A 24411-nucleotide genomic window follows, 5' to 3' on the forward strand; every position below is an offset into this window, starting at 1 on the left:
TTATTTTTTGTAGAAAGGCAGCTTCACCACCTTGGCAGGAATATCATTTTTCCTGATGCGGATGAAGATCTCGCTACCTTCCGGGGCAAATGCTGTTGGCACATAACCAAGCCCGATGCCTTTATTAAGCGATGGTGCCATAGTACCGGACGTTACAATTCCTATAACATTTCCATCTTTATCAGTTATTTCATAATCATGTCTTGGTATGCCTCTTTCAGTAAGTTCAAAAGCAACAAGTTTTTTTGTAACACCTTCTTCTTTTTGTTTTTTCAGCGCCTCAGAGTTCGTAAAATCTTTTGTAAACTTAGTTATCCATCCAAGTCCGGCCTCTAAAGGTGAGGTAGTATCATTAATATCATTTCCATAAAGGCAGAAGCCCATTTCTAAACGAAGTGTATCACGTGCGGCAAGGCCTATAGGTTTAATGCCAAATGAAGCACCTGCCTCAAATACTTTATTCCATATTTGCTCAATATCTTCATTTTTTGCATAAATTTCAAAACCTCCACTACCGGTATAACCTGTAGCTGAAATAATAACATGCTCAATACCTGCAAATTCTCCTACTTCAAAATGATAGTATTTAATAGCAGAAAGATCTATTGGCGTTAGTGCCTGCATAGCTTCTACTGCTTTAGGGCCCTGTATTGCAAGAAGTGAATAATCATCAGAAATGTTACGCATATCTACGTCCATGTCATTTTTAGATGAAATCCAGTTCCAGTCTTTTTCAATATTAGAAGCATTTACTACCAAAAGGTATTGTTCTTCTTTCACTTTATAAACAATAAGGTCATCTACAATACCACCATTATCGTTTGGCAGGCAGGAGTACTGTGCCCTGCCTATAGTAAGCTGCGATGCATCATTAGAAGTTACCTTTTGTATAAGGTCAAGTGCTTTAGGTCCGCTTAATAAAAATTCTCCCATATGAGAAACGTCAAAAACACCAACACCATTTCTAACGGTCTCGTGCTCTATGTTTACTCCTTCATACTGAACAGGCATATTATAACCTGCAAACGGTACCATTTTGGCTCCAAGCCCTTCGTGAATGTGCGTAAGCGCAGTATTTTTCATTTTATTTGTTTAAATGGATTGAAGGCGCAAAATTATTGAAATTTACAAATTATGCAGTGCATATTTGTAATAATTATTATTTATTTCACAATAAAAGGTAATCTTTTGATTTCTTATAACTTTTATACAGAACCTCAAAAGTAAGTAGTTAAATATTTGTTGCTGTTTTTTTACACCGCTTATAAATATGATAAATTTACATTGTATTATAAGTATGTTATACATATTCTGATTAAAAGTATTCTACTATGAAAATTTTTACTGCGCAGGAAATAAGACAAGCCGATGAAATTACTGTTTTAAGGCAGGATATAACTTCTCTGGATTTAATGGACAGGGCTGCTAATGAGGTTTTTTTGTGGATTAAATATAAATTTCCTGATAAAGAAACTGTATTTCATATTTTTTGCGGGCAGGGTAATAATGGGGGAGACGGACTTGTTGTAGCAAGGCAGTTGCATGAAGCAGGCTATTTAGTAATATTAGAAGTATTTGAGACCGGTAAGCCTGGTTCTGACTTTACAGTTAATCTTAATAAAATAAAAGATGCAGGATTAGCATATAACACAGGTGAGTCTTATAATTTTAAAAAAGGCAAGCTTGTTGTTATAGATGCTCTTTTTGGTATCGGACTTTCAAGAGAATTAAGTCAGGATATTAAAGAGGTGATTAGTAGAATAAATAGCCTTAAAGCTGTTGTAGTATCTATAGATGTTCCATCAGGATTATTTTTAGACAGGCCTACCAATTTTGCAGTAAACAGCGATATAGTGCTTACCTTTCAGTTTCCAAAGCTGGCTTTTTATCTTTCAGCAAACTGCAATTTTACAAAAGATATTGTAGTACTGGATATTGGCCTTGATACAGACTATATTAATACTACTAAAAGCAGTTATTATTTTACTGATGCTTTTGATGCTCATACGCGTTATAAGCCCTTACACCCGCATGCGCATAAGGGCACACAGGGCCATACATTAATAATAGGCGGCAGTTATGGAAAAATAGGTGCAGTATGCCTGTCTGCTAAGGCAGCATTAAAAAGTGGCAGCGGCCTGGTAACGGCGTATATACCCGAATGCGGCTACATAAGTCTTCAGAGTTCTTTGCCTGAAGCTATGGTGCTCACTTCCGGAAAAAATAATATTGAGAATATAAATTTTGAATTTAAGCCCTCGGCTATTGCAATAGGCATGGGGTTAGGGCAGGAGCAGGATATACAGAATGCGTTGGGTAATTTTTTTAAATTATATAATGCACCTATGGTTATAGATGCAGATGCACTTAATATTTTGTCTTACAATAAAGAATGGTTAAAACTTTTACCGGAAAACACCATACTTACACCTCACCCGAAAGAGCTTGAAAGGCTCATAGGAAAATGGGATGATGATTTTGACAAACTGGATAAAATAAAATCTTTTTCAAAACAATACAGGCTTATAATAGTAGCAAAAGATTCAACCACCATGATTATTAGTAATGATGATGTGTATATTAACTCTACGGGTAATGCCGGTCTGGCAACAGGCGGAAGCGGTGATGTACTTGCCGGAATTATAGCCGGATTACTTTCTCAGTCTTATAATCCGGTTGATGCGTCTATTTTTGGAGTGTATCTGCATGGGCTTTCTGCTGATATTGGTGTTAAGGAAATTTCCAGGCAGGCTTTTATTGCATCGGATATTATACATTATATTGGAGCTGCTTATTTAAAAATTGAGAAAGAAATCCATCAAAAATGAAAATTTACCAAAAATGTTGTTTTTTAATTATGGTTTATTGAATTTTGACCTTTCAAATTAACAACACTAATGGAAACAATACATTATATAAGTAGTGAACTCTTATCACTTGAAATTGTGCATGATATCATTTCTCAGGATAAGAAATTAGCCTTGTCTGAAGAGGCAAGGGTGAATATAGAAAAATGCAGGGCTTACCTTGATGAGAAGATGAAATCGCACAGCGATCCTATATATGGTATAAATACAGGATTCGGTTCACTTTATAATGTAAAAATATCTAACGAAAATCTTTCCCAGCTACAGGAGAATCTTGTAAAATCACATGCCTGCGGTACTGGAGAAGAAGTTCCCGAAGCTATTGTTAAAATTATGCTGCTTCTTAAAATACAATCCCTTAGTTATGGGCATTCGGGAGTACAGCTGGAAACGGTAGAAAGATTAATAGATTTTTTTAATAATGATATTTTTCCTGTTATATACAATCAGGGATCATTAGGGGCATCGGGAGATCTGGCTCCACTGGCACATTTATCCCTTCCGTTATTAGGTGAAGGAGAAGTTTATATGGACGGCTTCCGTCAGCCGGCAGGTAAAGTACTTGAAAAGATGGGCTGGAAACCTATTGTACTAAAATCTAAAGAAGGGCTTGCGCTGCTAAACGGTACGCAGTTTATGAGTGCTTATGGAGTATATGTGTTGCTTAAATCCATCAAATTATCTTATCTTGCCGATGTTATAGGTGCAATATCACTGGAAGGCTTTGACGGACGCATAGAGCCATTTAATGAGCTTATACACATGATTCGTCCGCATAAAGGGCAAATTGTAACAGCAAGACGCTTTAATGAACTTCTGGAAGACAGTCAAATTATTGCTCAGACTAAGCAACATGTTCAGGATCCGTATTCTTTCCGTTGCATACCTCAGGTTCACGGTGCAAGTAAAGACACTATTGATTATGTAAAGAAAGTTTTCCGTACAGAGATCAATTCGGTAACAGACAATCCTAATATATTTATTGAAGACGACCAGATTATTTCCGGTGGTAATTTTCACGGGCAGCCTTTAGCATTAACGCTTGATTTTTTAGGAATTGCCCTTTCCGAGCTTGGCAGTATCTCTGAACGCAGAACATATCAGCTTATATCGGGACTTCGTGGTTTACCCCCATTTCTTGTAAGCAATCCTGGGCTAAACTCCGGCTTTATGATTCCTCAATATACCGCGGCTAGTATTGCCAGCCAGAATAAGCAGCTGGCTACCCCTGCAAGTGTAGATAGTATTGTATCATCCAACGGACAGGAAGACCATGTTAGTATGGGATCTAATGCGGCAACTAAAGCTTTAAGAATAGTAGATAATCTTGAACGAATACTTGCTATTGAGCTTATGAACGCTTCTCAGGCTATAGAATTCAGAAGGCCATTAAGATCAAGTGAATTTCTGGAAATGTTCTTAAAATCATATAGGGAAGAAGTGCCTTTAGTAACAGAAGACAGGATACTGCATTATGATATTGAAAACACTATTTCCTTTCTTGGCAATTTACAAATAGACGAAACAGTATTTGAATAGTAAAAAAGCTCCCATGAAAATGGGAGCTTTTTAATTTATTTTTCAACTTTATCAAGCCATTTTTTTATTACTGCCTGTAAAGCCTCTTTCTTTTTAGTAAAGTCTTCCATACTCTTTATAGTAATCATGCGTCTTCCATCTGTATAATTTCCTTCAAGAATGCCAATAGTGTCCTCAATAACATCTCCCGTAGGAAATATTAGCAATATATGATCATCCTTTCGGATATTATAAACTACTATGTCTCTTCTATATTCTTTTGCATTAAATGCAGCCATTTCACCATTATAATAAAATGCTGGAGCATTCCATTTAATGTGTTCGGATATGAGATCATCTGTATTTAAAATAGTGTTTCGTATTGCCAGCATTACATCGCTAAGTGGGTGCCGAGAAGTTTTTATAAATTCAATAACCTCTTCAGCAGGGTTTAGTTTTTCCGGCATCATATATTTAGATTAAATTCATGTTTAAGCAACGAATACATAAAAGAATCTTCCATATTGCCATTTGCGTTATAATGTTCTCTTAAAATGCCTTCAAATTTAAAGTCGAAATGCTTTAAAACAGCTATTGAAGCAATATTGTCTTCAGATGTCAGTGCTTCAACACGATTAAGATTCATTTCATTAAAGCCATAACTTAATATAGCTTTCAATGCTTCTGTCATAAGGCCTTTTCTTTTATAGTTCTCATAGAATAATCCATATCCTAATTCTGCTCGGTTATGATTGGTTTGCCAAGTATGAAATCCGCAGCCGCCAATAATTTTATCAGTTTTTTTATCTATAAGCTGAAAATTAACAAAACTCCTATTAAAGGATGAAAGTCCTGAACGATATTTATTTTTTTCCTTTTCAAGAGATTGAAAATCTGACAGAGCTAAAAAATCAATTATATCGCTATCCTGCATGGTAGTAAAAACGTGATTCATTACCTCAGGGGTTATTTTTCTTAGTTTTAACCTGTTTGTAAGAAGATAATCAAAGCGCATTATTGGTGTTGTTCCTGTTGCTCCTGTTGCTCTTTTTTGCTTTCAACAACATATACTTCATCTACTCTTTTAAAATCAGGATTATTAGCAATAGTAATACTTTGTGTGTATGACTTATCCTGCGTTTTGATGATTTTTACAGTCATTGTACCTGTTTTAAGCACTTCTTTATTTCTTGCGGCTGTTGCTGCAGTAGGGGTGACCGTGTAAGTACAGTCATCTACCCAAACAATGTCAAAATCGTAGGCTTCTTCACTTTCTGCCATTTTTTCGGTTTGCTTATTTCCGTTTCTTGTAATAATACAAACCTGTTTGCTTTTAGGATCGGTTAGTTTAAAAGTACCATTTTTAAACTTTTTACAACTATCCTGGCTAAACCCTAAAGAGGCAACCAGAAAAAACAGTGATGATATAGTAATTTTTCGAATCATATTATGCCTTTTAATTGTTTGTTTTTAAAATAAGTATAATGCCGTTAATCCTATTAATGCAGGAACTGCCTGTATATATAATATACTTCTTTGTACTGTTAATGTTCCGTATGCACCGGCTATAAAAACACATCCTAAAAAGAAAGAAGCTACATTAATACTCCATACATCATTTGTTATAGACAGTGACCATATAAGCCCTGCTGCCAAAAAACCATTATACAGCCCCTGATTGGCAGCCATAGGTTTAGTGGCAGCAAAGAGTTCGGGAGGAAACTTTCTAAATACTTTTTTACCTCTTGTCATCCAGCCAAACATTTCCAGCCACATTATGTATAAATGTACTAATGCTATTATTGCAACAATTATTTGAGCTGTAATATTCATAAGGATATTTTTTTACGTTAATTTAAAGTTTTTTTCAATAGCTCTTATCATTTCACCTGCAATATCTTTATTTGTAGCACCTTCAATACCTTCAAGGCCCGGTGAAGAGTTTACCTCAAGCAATAAAGGCCCTTTTGATGAACGTATGATATCTACTCCGGCCACTTTAAGATTCATTGCTTTTGCAGCTTTTATAGCTATTCTTTTTTCCTCCGGTGTAGCTTTTATTACAGATGCCGTTCCGCCTAAATGTATATTTGCCCTAAATTCTCCCGGAAGTGCTTCACGCTGAATAGCAGCAACTACTTTACCATCTATTACAAAAAGGCGTAGGTCTTTTCCGTTAGCCTCTTTAATGAATTCCTGTACCAGTATGTTGGCATTAAGGCTTTTAAAAGCATTAATAACGCTCTCAGCAGCCTTTTTTGTCTCTGCCAATACAACACCTTTGCCCTGAGTACCTTCCAGAAGCTTTACAATAAGGGGAGGCCCGCCAACCATTTGTATCAGGTCGTTTGTGTCAAGCGGCGAACTTGCAAAACCTGTTGTTGGTATATCTACACCACTATTTAGTAGTAGCTGTAGTGAATATAGTTTATCCCTGGATTGGGTAATTGCCGATGATGAATTTAAACTGAAAACCTTTAGCGCTTCAAAATGGCGGGTAAGGGCACAGCCATAAAAAGTCATACTTGGGCGTATGCGCGGAATTACTGCGTCAAAATCATTCAATATCCTTCCACCGCGGTAATGTATTTCCGGGGTGTGGGCATCGAGTTTCATATAGCAATACTTCAGGTTTAGAAAGTGCATTTCGTGCCCTCTCATTTCTCCTGCCTCCATTATTCTCCTGTTACTGTAAAGATCAGGATTGCTGGCAAGAAGTCCTATACGAAGCCCTTTTTTGGTTTCCTCATTATTGTCATAGTATTCTTTTAGCTTTTCTATTGTCGGCTGGCCTAAAAGATATTTTTGTTCAGGATCTACCAATAAGCGCCCGCTCATCGCTTCACGGCCTAAAAGCATGCGGAAGCCCATTGAATCCCGATTAGTAAGTGTAAGCTCTACATCCCAATTAGTTTCGCCTATTTTTATACCTGTTTTTATAACATAGCGCTGTTCACGGTAACCGCTTGAGCTTTTTACCACACGTTTATCTACCAGGGGAGCCTGACAGTGTATGATTGTTTTTGAATTATTTTGTATAGGATTTATGTCAAATTTCACCCAATTTTCACCATCTTTTTGAAAAGGCGAAATGTTAATAGCGTGAAGCGCAGATGTTTTTGCACCAGAGTCTACACGTGCCTTTATGGCAGGTATTCCAAGCAGGGGAAATGCACACCATTCTTCACTACCTACAATTACTTTGTCCAGCATTTTAATAAGATTTGTTATCTAAATTACTACTTTTTTTAATTGTAAAAGATGTTACTGTCCTTTTTATGAAAATTTAATGAAATAGTAATGCCTGAAAAATTATAAATTACTGTAGGTTGTTTATTATCAGTTTTTTTCAATAAAATTGACTAATTATAAATTAGGTTGCCGACTTAAGGCAGAATATAAAAAATCCCCTAAAACTATATAGTCTTAGGGGATACTATTAAAACGAAAGATTATTTTTAACTGGCAGGATTTTCTGCTTTTTTAATGGTTACCGCAAGTTCAGTTCCATTAGCATCTAAATCCATAAAGATCTCGTCACCACTTGATATTTTCGAAGTAATGATCTCTTCTGCAAGCGTATCTTCAACATATTTCTGAATGGCTCTTTTAAGTGGCCTTGCACCATATTGTTTATCAAAACCTTTGTCAGCAATAAAATCTTTAGCTTTTTCAGATAATGAAATGTTATAGCCAAGATCTTTAATTCTTGCGTAAAGTTTATCAAGTTCAATATCAATGATAAGATCGATGTGCTCTTTCTCAAGAGGGTTGAACACGATAATATCATCTATCCTGTTTATAAATTCAGGTGCAAAAGTTTTCTTTAAAGCAGCTTCAATTACGCCTTTAGTATGTTCATCGGCCTGTGCTTTTTTAGCGGCGGTACCAAAACCAACGCCCTGACCGAAATCTTTAATCTGACGGGCTCCAACATTAGATGTCATAACGATGATAGTATTTTTAAAGTCTATTTTGCGACCTAAACTATCAGTTAAATAACCATCATCAAGCACCTGAAGCAGCATGTTGAATACATCCGGATGCGCTTTTTCAATTTCATCAAGAAGCACAACACAGTAAGGTTTTCTTCTTACTTTTTCAGTAAGCTGTCCGCCTTCTTCATAACCAACATATCCCGGAGGCGCACCTACAAGTCTTGAAATCGCAAATTTTTCCATGTATTCGCTCATATCGATACGCACAAGGGCATCTTCCGAATCAAATAACTCTTTTGCAATTACTTTGGCAAGCTGGGTTTTACCAACACCGGTTTGACCAAGGAAAATAAAAGAACCTATTGGTTTGTTAGGATCTTTAAGTCCTGCACGGTTACGCTGGATGGATTTAGCAATTTTTGCAACTGCTTCATCCTGGCCAATAACTTTACCTTTGATAAGTTCCGGCAGTTTAGCCAGTTTATTGCTTTCAGTTTGGGCAATACGGTTTACAGGTATACCTGTCATCATAGAAACCACATCGGCAACATTATCTTCAGTAACGGTTACACGGTTGTTTTTAGAATCTTCTTCCCATTGCTCCTGAGCAATAGCAAGGTCTTTCTCAATGCGTTTTTCATCATCACGAAGTTTTGCTGCTTCCTCGTATTTCTGCTTTTTAACTACAGAATTTTTAAGCTCGCGAACTTCTTCAAGTTGTCTTTCAAGATCAAGAATTTGCTTAGGAACATCAATATTTGTAATGTGCACGCGAGATCCTGCCTCGTCAAGAGCGTCAATAGCCTTGTCCGGAAGAAAACGCTCGCTCATATACCTGTCTGTAAGTTTAACACAGGCTTCAATAGCTTCCTGTGTGTAAATTACATTATGATGGTCTTCATACTTGTTCTTAATGTTGTTAAGTATTGTTATAGTTTCTTCTACAGATGTAGGTTCAACCATTACTTTTTGGAAACGGCGTTCCAATGCTCCGTCTTTTTCAATATATTGTCTGTACTCATCTAATGTAGTGGCACCAATACATTGAATTTCTCCTCTTGCAAGAGCAGGTTTAAACATATTGCTGGCATCCAGTGAGCCTGTAGCGCCGCCGGCACCTACAATAGTATGAATTTCGTCAATAAAAAGAATAATATCATCATTCTTTTCAAGTTCGTTCATAACAGCTTTCATACGTTCCTCAAACTGTCCGCGGTATTTAGTCCCTGCAACTAAGCTTGCAAGGTCAAGTGTAACAACGCGTTTGTTGAAAAGGATACGTGAAACTTTTTTCTGAATTATGCGTAGCGCAAGTCCTTCTGCAATTGCAGATTTACCTACACCAGGTTCACCTATAAGCAGCGGGTTATTCTTTTTCCTTCTGCTTAATATCTGCGAAACACGTTCAATTTCTTTTTCACGGCCCACTACAGGGTCAAGTTTTCCTTCTTCAGCAAGTTCTGTAAGGTCGCGGCCAAAATTATCAAGAACCGGGGTTTTTGATTTTTTATTGGCTTTAGCACCGGAAGAAGGGTTGTTGAAGTTGCTTTCGCGCATACTGTCATCTTGTCCTGCATCGTCATTATATGACTCTGCTTTAGGAAGGTTTTCCAGGTATTCTTCTTCGTTTGATGTCATACTGATAAATTGTTCTTTAACGGTTTCGTAATCAATTTTAAGTTTGTTAAGCAATTTTGTAGTAGGGTCATTTTCATTGCGTAAAATACACAACAGCAAATGAGCTGTGCTTATAGAGGTGCTCTGGAAAACCTTAGCCTCAAGAAACGTTGTTCTGAGTGCTCTTTCAGCCTGACGTGTTAAGTGAAGGTTTTTCTTCTCATTATTGCGCTCGGCATTAGGATTGGCGGGGCTTAATATCTCTACTTTTCTGCGTAAATGATCCAGGTCAACAGAAATGTTGTTTAAAATGGAAATAGCTTTACCATTTCCGTCTCTCAAAATTCCTAACATTAAATGCTCTGTACCAATGAAGTCGTGACCCAGGCGAAGAGCTTCCTCTTTGCTGTAGGTAATCACATCTTTGACTCTTGGTGAAAAATTATCATCCATAATGTTATTTTTGATACTGTAAATTTAACTATTTACATAAGATTTTACAAAAACCATACCTAATTAATGTGTTGACATGTGTTGAAAATGTCTGTCATGCTAAGTGACGAAAAAAAAGTGGGAAATAAAAGCGAAACGCCAAGAGTTTATTAACCATAGCGTATTAATCTTGTGTTAATAAAACGTGTAAATAATTCATTTTTATGGTTCAGAATCCTAATAAAAATATGTATATTGGCACGTTTTGTAATAACTATAATTTTTTAATATAACTACTTATGTCTGAAGGAGAAAAGTTAATTCCTATTAACATAGAAGACGAAATGAAATCAGCCTACATTGATTATTCAATGTCGGTAATCGTGTCAAGGGCGCTTCCAGATGTTAGAGATGGCTTGAAACCCGTACACCGAAGAGTACTTTATGGAATGTATGAATTAGGGGTATTATCAAACAGGGCTCATAAAAAATCTGCTAGAATAGTGGGTGAGGTACTGGGTAAATACCACCCTCACGGTGATACATCTGTATATGATGCCATGGTACGTATGGCTCAGGAATGGAGCCTTCGCTATCTTTTAGTGGACGGGCAGGGTAACTTCGGATCGGTAGATGGTGACAGTCCGGCAGCAATGCGTTATACAGAGGCAAGGATGCGTAAGATTTCTGAAGAAATTATGGCAGACCTTGACAAAGAAACAGTAGATTTTCAGTTAAACTTTGACGATACATTACAGGAGCCTACCGTAATGCCAACAAGGGTGCCTAACCTTTTAGTTAATGGTGCATCGGGTATTGCTGTTGGTATGGCTACAAATATGGCGCCCCATAATCTTACAGAGGTTATTGATGGTACGCTGGCGTATATAGATAATAATGATATTGAAATTGATGAGCTTATAACCTATGTTAAGGCTCCTGATTTCCCTACCGGAGGAATTATTTATGGTTATGAAGGTGTTCGTGAAGCCTTTAAAACCGGACGTGGACGTGTTGTTATTCGCGCTAAAACTAACTTTGAAGAAGTTGAAGGCAGGGAATGCATTGTTGTTACCGAGATTCCTTATCAGGTAAATAAAGCTGATATGATCAAGAAAACAGCTGATCTTGTTAACGAAAAGAAAATTGATGGTATTGCCAATATTCGTGATGAATCGGATAGGAACGGTATGCGTATAGTATATATACTTAAGCGTGATGCAGTTCCTAATGTTGTGCTTAATACCTTGTATAAATATACACAGCTTCAATCCTCTTTCAGTGTAAATAATATTGCTCTTGTAGCCGGAAGGCCGCAAATGCTTAACCTGAAAGATCTTATCCACTACTTTGTTGAACACAGGCATGATGTGGTTGTAAGAAGAACTCAGTATGAACTTCGTAAAGCTGAAGAACGTGCACACATATTAGAAGGGTTAATTATTGCTTCCGATAATATTGATGAGGTAATAGCCCTAATACGTGGCTCTAAAGACGGAGAAGAGGCAAGAGGTAAGTTAATGGAGCGCTTCAAACTTTCTGAAATTCAGGCGCGTGCTATTGTTGAAATGCGATTGAGGCAGCTTACTGGTCTTGAGCAGGACAAGCTTCGTGCAGAATACGAGGAAATAATGAAATTAATAGGCGAATTAAGAGCTTTGTTAGAAAGCAAAGAGTTAAGAATGCAGCTTATTAAAGAAGAACTTATTGAAATAAGAGATAAATATGGTGACGACCGTCGTTCTCAAATTGAATATTCCGGCGGTGATGTAAGTATTGAAGATCTTATAGCTGATGAAAATGTAGTTATAACTATATCCCATGCCGGCTATATTAAACGTACACCTCTTAGTGAATATAAAACACAGAACAGGGGAGGTGTAGGACAAAAAGGTGTAGCTACACGTGATCAGGATTTCCTTGAACATTTATTTGTTGCTACCAACCACCAATATATGCTTTTCTTTACCCAGAAGGGGAAATGTTTCTGGATGCGTGTTTATGAAATTCCGGAAGGAAATAAAACAAGTAAAGGACGTGCTATTCAAAACCTTATCAATATAGAAAATGACGATAAGGTAAAAGCATTCATTTGTACTCAGGATCTTAAAAACGAAGACTATATTAATAGCCATTATGTTATTATGGCAACTAAAAAAGGTATCGTTAAAAAAACACTTCTGGAACAATATTCACGTCCGAGATTGAATGGTATTGCTGCTATTACTATCAGGGAAGATGATGAATTATTAGAGGCAAAACTTACTACCGGTGAAAGCCAGGTTCTTCTTGCGGTTAAATCAGGTAAACTTGTACGTTTTGAAGAAGGCAAAACCCGTCCTATGGGACGTAGTGCTTCCGGCGTGCGTGGTATTACTCTTGCTGACGATAATGATGAGGTAATTGGTATGGTTTCTGTAAACGATATGGAAAGCGAAATACTTGTAGTGTCTGAAAACGGATATGGTAAACGTTCAAGCCTTGATGATTACAGAATTACAAACCGTGGAGGTAAAGGGGTTAAAACTCTTAATATAACCGATAAAACCGGCAGATTGGTTTCAATCAATAGTGTTACAGATGCAGATGACCTTATGATTATTAATAAATCAGGTTTAACAATCCGTATGATGGTATCAGACCTTAGGGTTATGGGGCGTGCTACTCAGGGAGTACGACTGATTAACATAAAAGGGAATGATTCTATTGCAGCCGTAACAAAAGTTATGCGTGAGGAGGATGCTGTTGAAGAAGGTATTGAAGAGCTTAATGCTGAAGAAGGAGAAAACGGTGTAACAGGCTATATTGCCGAAGGCGGAGAAGATGCTTCTGCTACTGATACTGAAGAACAACAAACAGAGGAATAATAAAATAATAATGACTATGAAAATTAAATATGCTATTGCAGCGTCTTTACTACTTTCCATAGGAGCTTATGCGCAAAAGGAAGAGTTAAAGGCATTAAAAAAAATTGATAATAAGGAAAGTCAGCTAACGGCTGATGATATTACTGAATTTAAAAGGCTTTTAACTGAAGTTGAGCCTAAAATGGCAAATGCAACAACGGAACAACAAGCTGAATATAATTACTACAAAGGAAATTATTCATTTGTCGAAATGATGATGAACCCTGCTAGCGCCAACTCTAATTTTTCTCAGGCAATAGATAGTTTTAATAAAGTTATAGAGCTTGAAAAAAACGGTAAGAAAAAATATACCGAAGAAATACAAAGAGATATACTGCCTGAAATGAAAACTGCAGCTGTAACTATGGCTCAGCAATTAGGTGAGAATAAAATGTATAAAGAGTCAGCCAGAGCTTATGCTGCAGCCTACAAGGTAGATCCTAAAGACCATATTTTGTTATATAATGCAGCAGCAGCTTCTGTTAATGCTCAGGATTGGGACAATGCTCTTAAATATTATCTTGAATTAGATAAGACCGGTTTTACTAATGAAGGAATAGTGTATACAGCAAAAAAGAAAGGAAACGGAAGTGTGGAAGGATTTCCAAATAAAGAAACGCGTGATATTGCTGTAAGAAGTGGTGAATATATTTTACCTAAAGATGAAAAATCACCTTCTATTAAAGGAGAGATTGTGAAAAACATCGCGCTTATCTATAATATGAAGGGAGACACAGAAAAAGCGAAAGCTGCTTTTGTTAATGCGAGAAAAGCTAACCCGGACGATACAGGCCTTATAATCAGTGAAGCCGAACTTTATCTAAAAACTAAAGATATGGCTAAATATAAAGAGCTTATTACCGAAGCTACTCAAAAATCTCCTAATGACGCGGTGTTATTTTTTAATCTGGGTGTGGTAAGTGCTGATACAGATACTGATGAGGCTATTAAATATTACAAAAAAGCACTGGAAATAAACCCTAATTATATTGATGCTTACATTAATTTAGGTATTCTTATGCTTAAAGATGAGAAGAAAATTGTAGATGAAATGAATAGTCTTGGAGCTAGTGCCAAAGATAATCAGCGTTATGATATTCTTAAAAACCAAAGGAATAGTCTTTATAATAAAGCACTTCCTTATTTTGAAAATGCTCATAAAATAGATCCTGATAACCAGGATGTAATTTCTTTACTTGCTAATGTTTATCAGGCTCTTGACAGACAGGCAGATTATAAAGCAATGAAAGCAAAACTTAAATAATTATTTAAGTTTTTTATAATAAAAATGCCCCAGTTTATAGGGGCATTTTTATTTAATATAGTAAAATATCTATCGTAGTTGAGCACCAGTTTCTTTTTCCAGGTTTACTCTTATTTTACCCATTATTTTATCTATTTGCTCGTCTGTAAGTGTTTTTGAGCTATCCTGAAGCACAAAGCTAACAGCATAAGACTTTTTACCTTCCGGAAGGTTTTGTCCTTCATAAACGTCAAACAGGCTAATGTCTTTAAGTAATGATTTTTCTGTTTGTCTTGCAACTTTATATATAGATTCAAAAGTTACATTTTGATCTATAAGCAGCGCAAGGTCCCTTCTTACTTCCGGGAATTTGGATATTTCAGTATACTTAATTTTTCCGCTTACCAGTTTTATAATTGCTCCCCAGTTAAAATCGGCAAAGAAAACATCCTGCTTAATATCAAAATGTTTAAGTAGAGCTTTTTTAATTGTACCAAACTCCGCAATTACATCATTACCAACAGTAATGGCAATTCCCTCTGCAAAAATATCATTAGTTACAGGCTGAGACTGTACTTTAGTAATACCAAGCCTTGTAAGTACTAAATTTACGTAGCCTTTAAACATAAAAAAGTCTGCTGGCTTTTGCTGGTAAGACCAGCTTTCGCTTAATCTGTTTCCTGTAACCGTAAGAGTTAAATGTTTATTTTCATCATAACCCGATGGCAGCTTATGATATGTTTTTCCGAATTCAAATAGTTTTAGATCTGACCTTTTTCGGTTGATATTAAATGATACTGCTTCAAGCGCACTGAATAACAATGATTGCCTCATTGCTGACAGATCACTGCTTAGCGGGTTTAGCATAAGCACATTGAATTCTTCCTTAAGGTTTTCAGATAGCTTCACATATTCCGGTGTGGTTAATGAATTAGCCATCATTTCATTAAAGCCAAGCGACACCATTTGTGCACCTATAATGTTCTGAAGTTTATAATCTTCATTACGTGCCGAGTTTGATATAGAAGCGTTAAGTTTTTGAGTAAATGATATATTGTTATATCCGTACACTCTTAAAATTTCTTCTATAACATCTATTTCTCGTGTAACATCTACACGATAGGCAGGTACTACAAGTCCAAGGCCTGCATCAGAGATATTATTGATTTTAATATCTAATGATACCAGTATTTTTTTTATATCTTCTTTAGATAATTCCTGTCCAATTACGCGCTTAACGTTATTAAAGTTAACTACAACAGGATTATCTTCAATTTTTTTAGGATAAATATCAATAGTGTCAGATGTTATTTCACCACCTGCAGTTTCCTGTATAAGAAGTGCAGCCCTTTTTAATGCATATTCTGTTATGGTAGGATCAATACCTCTTTCAAAACGGAACGAAGCATCAGTGCTTAGTCCATGACGTTTAGCCGTTTTTCTGATAGATACAGGATTAAAGTAAGCACTTTCTAAGAATATAGAAGATGTCTGTTCTGTTACTCCCGAATTTTTACCGCCAAAAACACCCGCAATGCACATAGGTCCTGTTTCATCACAAATCATTAAATCTTCTTCATGAAGTGTTCTTTCTATATCATCAAGTGTTATAAATTTAGTACCGGCTTCGGCAGTTTTTACAATCACTTTGTTGCCTCTTATTTTAGCAGCATCAAAAGCATGAAGTGGCTGTCCTAATTCATGAAGTACATAATTAGTAACGTCTACAATATTGTTTTTTGGAGCTATTCCTATAGCTTTAAGTCTGTTTTGAAGCCATGCCGGAGATGGTTTAACTGTAATGCCTGAAATAGTAACACCACAATATCTTGGAGCCAGTTTATTATCTTCAACTTTAACATCTATTTTGAGCGTACGCTTATCTACCCTGAAATTACTAACTGAAGGTGTAATAAGTTCAGGGTGTACATTTTTTTGTGAAAGTCCGGCACGAAGATCCCGGGCAACACCCCAGTGGCTCATTGCATCGGCACGATTAGGTGTTAGTCCTATTTCAAAGACTTCATCACTTTCTATATTAAATATTTTAGAAGCCGGTGTTCCCGGTTTAAGATCTTCATTAAGTACCATGATACCATCATGCCCCTGGCCAAGACCAAGTTCATCTTCGGCGCATATCATACCGTGACTTTCTTCTCCACGTATTTTTCCTTTTTTTATCTGGAAACCATTACCATCTTTATCATAAAGTGTTGTGCCAATAGTTGCAACAGGTACTTTTTGCCCAGCAGCCACATTAGGTGCCCCGCAAACTATTTGTACAGGTATGCCGTCACCCAAATCAACAGTTGTAATCCTTAATCTGTCGGCATTTGGATGCTGAATGCACGTTAGTACATGACCTATTACTACACCTTCAAGCCCGCCTTTAAGCGATTCAAACTTTTCTACACCTTCAACCTCAAGGCCAAGATCGGTAAGTAAAGCAGCTATTTCTTCAGATTTCCAGTCTAATTTTATAAATTGTTTTAACCAATTATAGGATATACGCATTGTTGTTTATTTTAAAAGCATGCAAAGATAAGGATTGTGGCTAAAAATCCCGATACTATTTAATGTGAATTTATGCGTTTAATAATTGATGGGCAGTATAAGTTATTCGTTATGATATAGTACAGTTAAATTCCTGTATGGAATGAAGGGTTATAATTGTATATGTTTTTTCTCTTCCTGTTAATATAAGGGAAAGTTAAACATACATAAATTCCTTACATTTGATATTTATAATATTCACTTCATGAAAAATATTTTTTTCACTATAACATTACTATTCACAATAGCATTACAAGCTCAATTAAAAAGTCCTGAAGAATTTTTACCAAGTTATGGCAAAACAGTAAGTTATTACCATCAGATTGAAGACTATTTTGAATATCTGGTGGAGAACTCCAATATGATCAGGCAAAATAAATATGGGCAAACTACACAGGAGCGTAATCTGAATGTTTATTATATATCTGCAACTGAAAACCTTCGTGAACTTGAAAATATACGCCTTACCAATCTAAACCAGATAGGTATGACTGATACTAAACCTGGTTCAGTTAATGAAAAAGCTATTGTGTGGTTAAGTTTCAATGTGCATGGTAACGAACCTGGTGCTACTGAAAGTGCTATGTCAGTAGCTTATGAGCTTATTAATCCTGAAAATAAAGTAACTAAAGAATGGCTGGAGAATACTATTGTAATACTGGATCCTTGCCTTAACCCTGATGGTTATTCACGTTACGGTAACTGGTTAAGAGATATTTCGGGTAAAAATACACACCCGGGTGTTTATGACAGGGAGCATATGGAACCATGGCCTGGCGGAAGGCAGAATCATTATGACTATGACCTTAATCGTGACTGGGCATGGCAGACACAAATCGAAACCCGGCAACGTATGGTTTTATATAATGAGTGGATGCCTATGGTGCATGTTGATGTTCATGAAATGGGATATAATGAGCCTTACTTTTTTCCTCCGGCAGCTGAACCAATGCATGATTTCATAATGCAGGCACAGCGTGATTTTCATAATACTATTGGTGAAATGACAGCTAAAAGATTTGATACCGAAGGTTGGAGTTATTATACCAGAGAGCGTTTTGATCTTTTTTATCCAAGTTATGGTGATACGTATCCAAGTTTTAACGGAGCAATTGGTATGACCTACGAACAGGGTGGCATTGGTGCCGGCCGTGCAGTTACAATGAAGAATGGCAGTCTGCTTACACTTCAGGACAGAATAGACCATCATACTGCTGCTGTACTTACTGCGGTAGAAACTGCATCCTGGAAAAAAGATAAATTAGTAAAGGATTTTAGAGAATATTTTAAAGACAGCCGAGAAAACCCTAAGGGTAAGTTTAAAACTTATGTTGTGAAAAATTCCGGTAAAACGGAACAGCTTGCCCGATTACTTAAAAGAAATAAAATACAGTATGCTTATGCAGCTGAATCTAAAAAAACATCAGGCTATCATTATCAGAGTGATAAAGACAAAGATTTTACGATAGAACCTAATGATCTTATAATTAAAGCCGACCAGCCAAAAGCCATTCTTACTCAGGTATTGTTTGAACCTTCACAAAGATTAACAGACAGCCTGTCATATGATATTACTGCATGGGCATTACCACATGCCTATGGTGTTGATAGCTACGCTTTAAAAAGGGAATTATCCATAGCTACCAGGCAGGAAATTTCGCGTAAGGGTAAGTTTGATTATGAAAAGGTATATGCATATTATATACCATGGAATGGAAGAGGGTCTGTAAAAACCTTAAGCTTATTATTAAAAAGTGGTGTTAAGGTCCGTTCTTCCAGGAAAGCATCGGCGTTCCGAGGTATAAAAGTTAGTCCGGGAGATCTTGTTGTTTTAAAAGGGGATAATCCGCAATTAAATGATTTTAAATATTCACTCGAAACATTACTTGACAAAAAGCAGGATTATGAGATAATTGAAAGTGGATTTTCATTATCGGGCGGTGATCTGGGCGGAGAAAACTATCCTTTGCTTGAAGCGCCAAAAGTATTATTGCTCTCCGGCAGCAGTATCAGCGCCACAGATTTTGGGCAGGCATGGTTTTATATGGATGAAATAGCTGATTATCCTGTAAGTATAGTTGATACGCAAAATTTAGGAAGGATAAATATGTCTGATTTTAATACGATACTATTACCTGATGGATGGTATGATCTTTCAGAAGCTTACAGAAAAAAAATAGATGATTTTATTGATAATGGAGGTAAGGTAATAGCAATAGCCGGTGCTCTTAATCTTTTTGAAGACAGGGCAGGTTACAACCTTACTAAATTTGCTACTAACGAGGCTAAAGAAGCAGAAAGCAGTGAGCGTGCGGAAGAAGAGCTTAAAGCACGATTTTATGATTATCAAAATGCAGAAAGACGCGCAATTTCTGCTTCGGTGCCCGGTGCAATTATAGAGAATCTGCTTGATAAAGGCCATCCGCTTTCTTATGGGCTGGGTGATACATATTTTAGTTTAAAAACTACTGATAGTCGCTATCAACTATTAAAAAATGCCTGGAATGTTGCTTATGTTCCTGCAGGCTATAAAAATTTTGGATTTATAGGTAAAAGCCTGAAAAAGAAACTTGTAAACACTGTCACTTTTGCTGTAGAACAAAAGGGCAGGGGATGTATAATTTACATGGTAGATAATCCGTTATTCAGAGGGTTTTGGGAGAATGGAAACCTGTTGTTTAGCAATGCTTTGTTTTTAGTAGACTAGTATTCCTAATTCTTTACAGATTTATAAATCATATTTGCAGTAAACAATGTAAATATGATAAAAATGAGTGTCCGTTTATACAGTTTGTTATTCAGTATTCTTTTTAGTGCTACAGCTTTTGCCCAGTTGAGTCCTCCCGGCATGGGAAATACGAAAACTGCATTTTGGTCTGCTATGGGTGTATCACAAAAGCTCAATGAAAATACTACATCTAAAACATATTTTGGTTCAGGTTATGTTAGTGGAAATAAAAATGATAATCCTTTTAATAATCCATCCATATTTGTTTTAAACGAAGAGTTATATCATAAACTGAATGATAACTGGAAGTACAGTTATGCAGTAAGTTACAGAAGGCAGCACGAGTATGATGAGAATTTTGAAATTCCTGCATCTGCCGGAATAAAACAGGAGTTTCGTCTATATGGAAGATTAGCTTACACTACTTATTTAGGTAGAACAAAATGGACTACCACATTTCGTCAGGAAATAAGAAAATTTTATGATGACAATTTTGCCCGTGTACCAGAAGATTTGCAATTGAGGTCACGATTAAAAACACAACTTTCCTTACCTTTAGGTGTTACTGCTGAAAGTAGTATAATGGGTAGTGCTGAAGCTCTGTTTTCTATTGCAAATGATAGTAACGAAGGCTGGGGGAGTCCTGATTATAAAGAAAGCCGTTTCTGTTTGTATTACTGCTATTCACCGGATAATTTGCCTGTTACTTTTGATATTGGCTATATGAATGACCTGATTGGTTATGGAGGTCATATTACTGATGCAAGCTATTTAGCTGTGGATATTATAATTAAAAACCCATTTTCGCATTCGTAAAGAAATCGCTGACTACCGATTATAAAGCATAATATGTACTAAAATATATTTTTTGAGGTTATATCAAAAAGAACAGATATGAAATATAACCTTTTTGTTTTATTGCTTGCCATTTTTACGGGGTGTGATACTGGTGATCCGGATACCAATTCGAATACCGAAAATCGTAATTTTAAGCAGGATATGCGTGATTTTGTTATAGGTATAAGCCAAAAAGGGAAAGCAGAGAAACTTGGTTTTATTGTTATTCCGCAAAATGGTATTGAGCTTGTAACAATAACAGGTGATAGCAATGATATACCTGACTTACATTATCTGTCTGCTATAGATGGCAATGGCCAGGAAGATTTTTTATACGGATATGATAATGATGATGTAACTTCTCCGGAGACCGTAACAGCCTATCTTAAAAAATTTCTTGACATTTCAAAAAATGCAGGAAATACAATTTTAGTTACTGATTATTGTTCTACACCGTTGAAGGTGTCAGATTCATATAATGGCAATCATTCATTTGGCTATGTTTCTTATGCGGCTCCTGAAAGAAGTTTAAATGTTATTCCAGCATCTGCACCACAAAATGTAAATGCACAGAATATAACAACTTTGCAGGATGCTAAAAACTTCCTATACCTTATAAATCCTGAAAACTTTAATACTAAGGCTGACTTTATAGCTGCAGTGACAGCTACTAATTATGATGCAATTATTATGGACTTGTTTCTTAATGATGTAGCTTTTAGTAGTGAAGAAATTAATCAATTACGTAATAAAGCCAATGGAGATAAACGGTTAGTTATTTGCTACATGTCTATAGGTGAGGCAGAAGATTACAGGTATTACTGGCAACAATCGTGGAACACTACTAAACCGGACTGGATTACTGCTGAAAACCCTGACTGGCCCGGTAACTATAAAGTAAAATACTGGAATGCCGACTGGCAAGGTCTTATTTATAAAAATTCTGATTCTTATTTAGATAAGATCACCAAAGCAGGTTTTGATGGGGTGTATCTAGATATTATTGATGCCTTTGAATATTTTGAGTAAAACTTACTTAAACCATTCAATATTTAAGTTTTTTACCTTATTAAATTCTTCAAATTGAGAATTATCCATGTAGCTTATTACGGAACTCTGACCTATAATACATTGATTAAATTTACCTTTTGTTTTATATTTCTTTGCCAACGCTTGTACCTTACTAAACAAAGTTTCATCGGTCCAGTCATCATTTACTTCTAAACTCCATTTATAGGAATCTCCATTAATATCAAAAGATACCCATGCTAGTTCTTCGTCGATATCGACAAAGTCTTTTATATTTTCAAATTTCAAATCACCGTGAGATAGTCTTTCAAGATTTTTTATAATACTTACATAAGCACCATGATCTTCTATATATTCGTAATCAAAATGCCAGCAATTGTCAGATACAAATGTTCCATCTTCAGTTTCATTTCCTAATTCAGTATATAAAAGTTTATAAGGCTGTCTGTTATATTCAATTGTTTCATGTAGTTGTAAAATATCTTTTTTACTTATTCCCGGATTTAATTTAATTCCAAGTTTTATTAAGTTATCTAGCTGAAGTTCAGGGCTTGGAATTCGTTTTACATTTTCTTTTAAAAATTTATATGCTTTAGGTCCGTATAGGACGGACGCTGTCAGTAGAAAGATTAATAGATATCTCATGTAAAATATAGTTAGTCTTCAAATATAAAAATTGTTTGAATATATGTTGCATAAATGTCATCTTGTCATATTTTAATGTCATTTTATGTCTTGGCATAAAGATTGACTAATGTATAACGTCCACATAAATAATAAGAATCAAAAACAAAATAATAAAAACAGGAAAAGATGAGTAAAATAATCGGAATTGACTTAGGAACAACAAACTCGTGTGTTGCCGTAATGGAAGGTAACGAACCGGTTGTTATTCCTAATGCTGAAGGAAAAAGAACAACCCCGTCAGTAATTGCATTTGTTGAAGGCGGTGAGATCAAGGTTGGTGATCCTGCTAAAAGACAGGCAGTGACCAATCCCACAAAAACCATCGCTTCTATTAAGCGTTTCATGGGTAATAAATACTCTGAAAGCTCTAAAGAAGCAGAAAACGTACCTTATAGCGTAGTAAAAGGTGACAATGATACACCTCGTGTAGATATCAACGGACGTCTTTACACTCCACAAGAGCTTTCTGCAATGACATTGCAGAAAATGAAAAAAACTGCTGAAGATTATCTTGGGCACACTGTAACCGAAGCGGTTATTACAGTTCCTGCATATTTTAACGATGCACAGCGCCAGGCAACTAAAGAAGCCGGTGAAATTGCAGGCCTTAAAGTTAGGAGGATCATAAACGAGCCTACTGCAGCTGCTCTTGCTTACGGACTTGACAAAGCAGGAAAAGATCAGAAAATTGCAGTGTATGACCTTGGTGGTGGTACATTTGATATTTCTATCCTTGAATTAGGGGACGGTGTATTTGAAGTACTATCTACTAATGGAGATACTCACCTTGGTGGTGACGACTTTGATCAGGTAGTTATTGACTGGCTGGCAAACGAATTTAATAGTGAAGAAGGTGTAGATCTTCGTAAAGACCCAATGGCATTACAGCGTTTAAAAGAAGCTGCTGAAAAAGCTAAAATTGAGCTTTCTTCTTCTACACAAACAGAAATAAACCTGCCATATGTAACAGCTACAGCTTCAGGACCTAAACACTTAGTGAAAACACTTACAAGAGCTAAATTTGAACAATTGGCAGACAGTCTTGTTAAACGTTCAATGGATCCTGTTGCAAAAGCATTAAAAGATGCAGGCCTTTCTAAATCTGATATTGATGAGGTTATCCTTGTAGGAGGTTCTACACGTATACCTAAAATTCAGGAAGAAGTTGAGAAATTCTTCGGTAAAAAACCTTCTAAAGGTGTTAACCCGGATGAGGTAGTAGCAATTGGTGCTGCTATTCAGGGAGGTGTACTTACAGGAGATGTTAAAGATGTATTGCTTCTTGACGTTACTCCACTTTCTTTAGGTATTGAAACTATGGGTGGTGTAATGACTAAACTTATTGAAGCTAATACAACTATCCCTACTAAAAAGTCTCAGGTATTCTCTACTGCTGCTGATAACCAGCCATCTGTTGAGATACACGTACTACAGGGAGAAAGGCCAATGGCTACTGACAATAAAACTATCGGCCGTTTCCACTTAGATGGTATTCCGCCAGCACAAAGAGGTGTGCCGCAAATTGAGGTAACATTTGATATTGATGCTAACGGTATCATTAAAGTATCTGCTACTGATAAAGGAACAGGTAAATCTCATGATATTCGTATTGAGGCTTCTTCAGGATTAACTCAGGAAGAAATCGAAAGAATGCGTAAAGAAGCAGAAGCTAATGCGGATGCTGATAAGGCTACAAGAGAAAAAGTTGAAAAACTTAATGAGGCTGATGGTATGATTTTCCAAACGGAAAAACAATTAGCAGAATTTGGAGATAAACTTTCTGATGGCAACAAACAAAATATTGAAGCTGCCCTTAACGAACTTAAAGCTGCTTACGAAGGTAAAGATGTTGCAACTATCCAGCCTGCTTTAGATAAGATCAACGAGGCATGGAAAAATGCATCTGAAGAAATGTATAAAGCTCAGACAGATGGCGCTCAGGGTGGTGCACAACAGGCACAACCGGAAGGTAGCAATGCTGAAGGCGGAGACAACGTTCAGGATGTAGACTTTGAAGAAGTTAAATAATCTTTCTTTTAGATAAAAGAAAATAGAT

17 protein-coding genes are annotated in these 24411 nt (G+C 36.2%); 8 read left to right on the forward strand and 9 right to left on the reverse strand.

The genetic code is table 11. The features are described 5' to 3' along the window. Positions 1 to 1083 carry a glycine cleavage system aminomethyltransferase GcvT gene (gcvT, locus tag NHE85_RS13085; protein WP_252812587.1) on the reverse strand — a complete coding sequence of 361 codons (1083 nt, stop codon included), beginning with the start codon at positions 1081 to 1083 and terminating at the stop codon, positions 1 to 3. A gap of 248 nt (positions 1084 to 1331) precedes the next feature. Here gcvT and NHE85_RS13090 point away from each other — a divergent pair, with 248 nt between their 5' ends. Both NHE85_RS13090 and hutH read left to right on the forward strand, forming a co-directional pair. After that, positions 1332 to 2828 (forward strand): NAD(P)H-hydrate dehydratase, encoded by a 1497-nt coding sequence (locus NHE85_RS13090; RefSeq protein WP_252812588.1) that lies wholly within the window; start codon positions 1332 to 1334, stop codon positions 2826 to 2828. Between the two features lie 69 nt (positions 2829 to 2897). Further along, a complete protein-coding gene (hutH, locus tag NHE85_RS13095; RefSeq protein ID WP_252812589.1) occupies positions 2898 to 4406 on the forward strand; it encodes a histidine ammonia-lyase in 1509 nt (502 codons plus the stop codon). 35 nt (positions 4407 to 4441) lie between these two features. Here the strand turns inward: hutH and NHE85_RS13100 are convergent, their stop codons facing one another. The 6 genes from NHE85_RS13100 to NHE85_RS13125 form a co-directional block, all read right to left on the reverse strand. Beyond that, on the reverse strand, positions 4442 to 4855 hold the full coding sequence (locus NHE85_RS13100) for a DUF1801 domain-containing protein (protein WP_252812590.1): 414 nt from the start codon (positions 4853 to 4855) through the stop codon (positions 4442 to 4444). Then, positions 4852 to 5400, reverse strand: a complete 549-nt coding sequence (locus NHE85_RS13105) for a GNAT family N-acetyltransferase (protein ID WP_256474578.1) — start codon at positions 5398 to 5400, stop codon at positions 4852 to 4854. The genes NHE85_RS13100 and NHE85_RS13105 overlap by 4 nt, the downstream gene beginning before the upstream one ends. After that, positions 5400 to 5831, reverse strand: a complete 432-nt coding sequence (locus NHE85_RS13110; protein ID WP_252812592.1) for a hypothetical protein — start codon at positions 5829 to 5831, stop codon at positions 5400 to 5402. Before NHE85_RS13110 ends, NHE85_RS13105 begins: the two co-directional genes overlap by 1 nt. A gap of 24 nt (positions 5832 to 5855) precedes the next feature. Continuing rightward, complete coding sequence (locus NHE85_RS13115; protein ID WP_252812593.1) at positions 5856 to 6218, reverse strand: DUF1304 domain-containing protein; 363 nt, start codon at positions 6216 to 6218, stop codon at positions 5856 to 5858. 12 nt (positions 6219 to 6230) lie between these two features. Further along, positions 6231 to 7598 carry a 30S ribosomal protein S6--L-glutamate ligase gene (gene rimK / locus NHE85_RS13120; RefSeq protein WP_252812594.1) on the reverse strand — a complete coding sequence of 456 codons (1368 nt, stop codon included), beginning with the start codon at positions 7596 to 7598 and terminating at the stop codon, positions 6231 to 6233. 245 nt (positions 7599 to 7843) lie between these two features. Further along, positions 7844 to 10393, reverse strand: coding sequence for an ATP-dependent Clp protease ATP-binding subunit (locus NHE85_RS13125; RefSeq protein ID WP_252812595.1), 2550 nt, complete (start codon positions 10391 to 10393; stop codon positions 7844 to 7846). Between the two features lie 278 nt (positions 10394 to 10671). Here NHE85_RS13125 and gyrA point away from each other — a divergent pair, with 278 nt between their 5' ends. After that, positions 10672 to 13239 (forward strand): DNA gyrase subunit A, encoded by a 2568-nt coding sequence (gene gyrA / locus NHE85_RS13130; protein WP_252812596.1) that lies wholly within the window; start codon positions 10672 to 10674, stop codon positions 13237 to 13239. Positions 13240 to 13255: 16 nt separating this feature from the next. After that, the gene (locus NHE85_RS13135; protein WP_252812597.1) at positions 13256 to 14542 is read left to right on the forward strand and encodes a tetratricopeptide repeat protein; all 1287 of its coding nucleotides are present in this window, start codon (positions 13256 to 13258) and stop codon (positions 14540 to 14542) included. Between the two features lie 69 nt (positions 14543 to 14611). On the opposite strand, the gene pheT is transcribed toward NHE85_RS13135, so the two are convergent. Beyond that, complete coding sequence (pheT, locus tag NHE85_RS13140) at positions 14612 to 17035, reverse strand: phenylalanine--tRNA ligase subunit beta (RefSeq protein ID WP_252812598.1); 2424 nt, start codon at positions 17033 to 17035, stop codon at positions 14612 to 14614. A gap of 244 nt (positions 17036 to 17279) precedes the next feature. Here pheT and NHE85_RS13145 point away from each other — a divergent pair, with 244 nt between their 5' ends. The 3 genes from NHE85_RS13145 (at position 17280) to NHE85_RS13155 (ending at position 21668) form a co-directional block, all read left to right on the forward strand. Continuing rightward, positions 17280 to 19781 (forward strand): M14 family zinc carboxypeptidase, encoded by a 2502-nt coding sequence (locus tag NHE85_RS13145; protein ID WP_252812599.1) that lies wholly within the window; start codon positions 17280 to 17282, stop codon positions 19779 to 19781. A 63-nt stretch (positions 19782 to 19844) separates the two neighbouring features. Then, entirely contained in the window at positions 19845 to 20618 is a 774-nt protein-coding gene (locus NHE85_RS13150; RefSeq protein WP_252812600.1) for a DUF2490 domain-containing protein, read from the forward strand. A 78-nt stretch (positions 20619 to 20696) separates the two neighbouring features. Then, positions 20697 to 21668 (forward strand): endo alpha-1,4 polygalactosaminidase, encoded by a 972-nt coding sequence (locus NHE85_RS13155; protein ID WP_252812601.1) that lies wholly within the window; start codon positions 20697 to 20699, stop codon positions 21666 to 21668. A 3-nt stretch (positions 21669 to 21671) separates the two neighbouring features. Here NHE85_RS13155 and NHE85_RS13160 read toward each other — a convergent pair whose 3' ends face one another. Beyond that, positions 21672 to 22313, reverse strand: coding sequence for a hypothetical protein (locus NHE85_RS13160; protein ID WP_252812602.1), 642 nt, complete (start codon positions 22311 to 22313; stop codon positions 21672 to 21674). Positions 22314 to 22481: 168 nt separating this feature from the next. Between NHE85_RS13160 and dnaK the strand changes: the two genes are divergently transcribed. Next, complete coding sequence (gene dnaK / locus NHE85_RS13165) at positions 22482 to 24383, forward strand: molecular chaperone DnaK (RefSeq protein WP_252812603.1); 1902 nt, start codon at positions 22482 to 22484, stop codon at positions 24381 to 24383. The last annotated feature ends 28 nt before the right edge of the window (positions 24384 to 24411 follow it).

This window comes from Flavobacterium sp. NRK1 (genome assembly GCF_024054175.1).
GTDB lineage: Bacteria > Bacteroidota > Bacteroidia > Flavobacteriales > Flavobacteriaceae > Flavobacterium.